This window comes from Streptomyces calidiresistens (assembly GCF_014141525.1).
GTDB lineage: Bacteria > Actinomycetota > Actinomycetes > Streptomycetales > Streptomycetaceae > Streptomyces > Streptomyces calidiresistens.
The window spans coordinates 1-2,970 of sequence record NZ_VKHS01000679.1 but is presented as its reverse complement, the minus strand read 5'-3'; the positions used below and the strand labels follow the sequence as shown (position 1 = coordinate 2,970).

Sequence of the window (2,970 nt, the reverse complement as noted above, 5' to 3'; positions counted from 1 at the left end):
GCCCCGCGGCGGGGGTGCGGGTCCGTCACGGGGCCGGTCCGGCGCCCGGGGCGCACCCCGCCGCGGGGCGGCGTCACCGCGGCAGGGCGTCGGCGAGCACCTCGGCGAGGTGTCGGGCCGGCCGGCCGCCCCGGGGCCCGAGCTGGTCGATCTGCAGCCGGCAGGAGTAGCCGTCGGCGACCAGCACCGCCTCCGGGTCGGCCGCCCGCACCGCGGGCAGCAGCCGCTCCTCCGCGCACGCGGTGGACACCTCCAGGTGTCCGCGCTCGAAGCCGAAGTTCCCCGCCAGACCGCAGCAGCCCGTCAGGGGTTCCCCGGTGATACCGGCGCGTTCGCGCAGCCGTCGATCGGCGGTGTCGCCGAGCACGGCGTGCTGGTGGCAGTGGGTCTGGCCGACCAGCGGCCGGTCCACGCGCGGCGGGTCCCACTCCGGCGCCAGTTCCCCCAGGGTCTCGGCGAAGGTCCGCACGGAGGCGGCCAGGGTCTCGGCGCGCGGGTCGTCGTGCAGCAGCTCGGGGAGGTCGGAGCGGAGCGCGGCGGCACACGGCGGTTCCGCGACGGTGATCGTCAGGCCCGCCTCCACCATCGGGGAGAGCAGGTCCAGGGTGCGGCGCTGGATCCGGCGGGCCGCGTCCAGCCGGCCGGTGCTGATCCACGTCAGGCCGCAGCAGACCGGCTCGCGCGGTACCGAGGCCCTCACCCCGGCGGCCCCCAGGACCCGCAGCACCGCCTCGCCGGCCTCCGGGGCGAGGAAGGCGGTGAAGGTGTCGGGGAACAGCACGGCCCGCGGCCCGGACCCGTTGCCGCGGGCCGCGGCGGCCTCCGCGGCGATCGTCGCCGCGGGGCGGCGCACCGCCCGGACCGCCGGACGGCGGTGCAGCGGCACCCGGGGCAGCGGTGGGATGTCCCGGCCGGGGTCGATGCCGCCCAGCCGTTTGGCGAGGGCGGCCAGGGGCGGTACCCGGGCGGCGGTGTTGGCCGGGAGGGCCAGGCGCAGCGCCGCCGCCAGCCGCAGCCAGCGGGGCAGCGAGCCCATCGAGTAGTGGGCGGCGGGACGGATCCGGCCCGCCCAGTGGTGGTGCAGGAACTCCGCCTTGTACGTGGCCATGTCCACCCCGACCGGGCAGTCGCTGCGGCACCCCTTGCAGGACAGGCACAGGTCCAGGGCGTCGCGCACCTCGGTGGAGCGCCAACCGTCGGTGACCACCTCGCCGGCGAGCATCTCGTGCAGCAGGCGGGCCCGGCCCCGGGTGGAGTGCCGTTCCTCCCGGGTGACCCGCCACGAGGGGCACATCACGCCGGTGCCCGGGTCGTTCACCCGACACTTGGCGACCCCCACGCAGCGGCGCACGGCCGCCGAGAAGTCCCCGGAGTCGCCGGGGTAGCCGAAGGCCACGGGGACCGGTTCGCGCGGCAGCGGGGTGAAGCGCAGGTTGTCGTCGAGGCGGTCGGGGCGGGCCAGGACGCCGGGGTTGAGGCCGTTGCCGGGGTCCCACAGGTCCTTGAAGCGGTGGAAGAGGTCCACGACGGCGTCCCCGTACATCAGCGGCAGCAGTTCCGCGCGGGCCAGGCCGTCGCCGTGCTCGCCGGAGAGGGAGCCGCCGTGCGAGACGACCAGGCGGGCGAGGTCCCCGGAGAAGGCGCGGTAGCGGGCCACTCCGGGGGGTGTGAGCAGGTCGAAGTCGATGCGCACGTGGACGCAGCCGTCCCCGAAGTGGCCGTAGGGCACGCCCCGCAGACCGTGGTCGCGCAGCAGGGCGCGGAAGTCGCGCAGGTAGGCGCCGAGCCGGGCGGGCGGGACGGCGCAGTCCTCCCAGCCGGGCCACGCCTCGCCGCCGTCGGCCGCCCGGGTGGCGGTACCGGAGGCCTCCTCCCGCATCCGCCACAGGGACCGCTGCGCGGCGGGGTCCTCCACCACCTCGGCGGCGACGGCCCCCTCGGCGGCCCGGCACAGGGCGGCGGCCCGGGCCCGGGCCTCGGCGGGGGTGTCCCCGCCGGTCTCGGCGAACAGCCAGGCGGCGCCGCGCGGCAGGAGGGTTCGGGCGGCGGCCCGGCGGCCGGGGTCGGGACCCCCGATCAGGTCCTCCGACATGCCCTCCAGGGTCAGGGGGCGCAGCGGCAGCAGACCGGGCGCGGCCTCGGCGGCGGCGCTCTCGTCGGGGTATCCGATGACGGCCAGGGCGCGGGCGGCGGGCACCGGCAGGAGCCGGACGGTGGCACGGGTGAGGACCGCGAGGGTGCCCTCGGATCCGGTGAGGGCGCGGGCCCAGTCCCGCCCGTGTTCGGGCAGCAAGCGGTCCAGGGCGTAGCCGGAGATGCGCCGCGGCAGCTCCGGCAGGCCGGTGCGCAGGGCCGCGGCGTGCGCGTCGACCAGGGCGTGACCGGCCTCGCGCAGGTCGGCGGGGAGACCGGAGCCGCCGGGGTCGGCGCGCACCGCCCGGCCGTCACGGGTCAGCAGGTCCAGGGCGAGGACGTTGTCGGCGGTGGTGCCCACGGCCACGGAGTGGGAGCCGCAGGCGTTGTTGCCGATCATGCCGCCGATGGTGCACCGGCTGTGGGTGGAGGGATCGGGGCCGAAGACCAGGCCGTGCGGGGCGGCGGCGGCGCACAGCGCGTCGCGGACCGCGCCCGGTTCGACCTCGGCGGTGCGGCTGTCCGGATCGATCGCGAGCACCCGGTTCATGTGGGGGGTGAAGTCCAGGACGACACCGACCCCGGTGGCCTGACCGGCGATGGAGGTGCCGCCGCCGCGCGGGACGACCGGCACGTCGTGGTCGCGGCAGACGGCGAGGGCCGCGGCGACATCCTCGGCGTCGCGGGGGGCGACGACGCCGAGGGGGACGCGACGGTGGTTGGAGGCGTCCATGGTCATCAGGGCCCGGTCCCCGGCCGTGAAGCCGACCTCGCCGCGGACGGCGGCCCGCAGGGCGTGTTCGAGTTCGGCGGTGCGGGTGGTGTCCGGGCGGGAGG

General features: G+C 77.7%; 1 protein-coding gene. It reads right to left on the bottom strand.

Annotated features, from left to right (window positions below):
• Positions 1-73: 73 nt before the first annotated feature.
• Positions 74-2,970: FAD-binding and (Fe-S)-binding domain-containing protein (locus FOE67_RS21365; RefSeq protein ID WP_438874276.1), on the bottom strand; the 2,897-nt coding region annotated here is incomplete at its 5' end.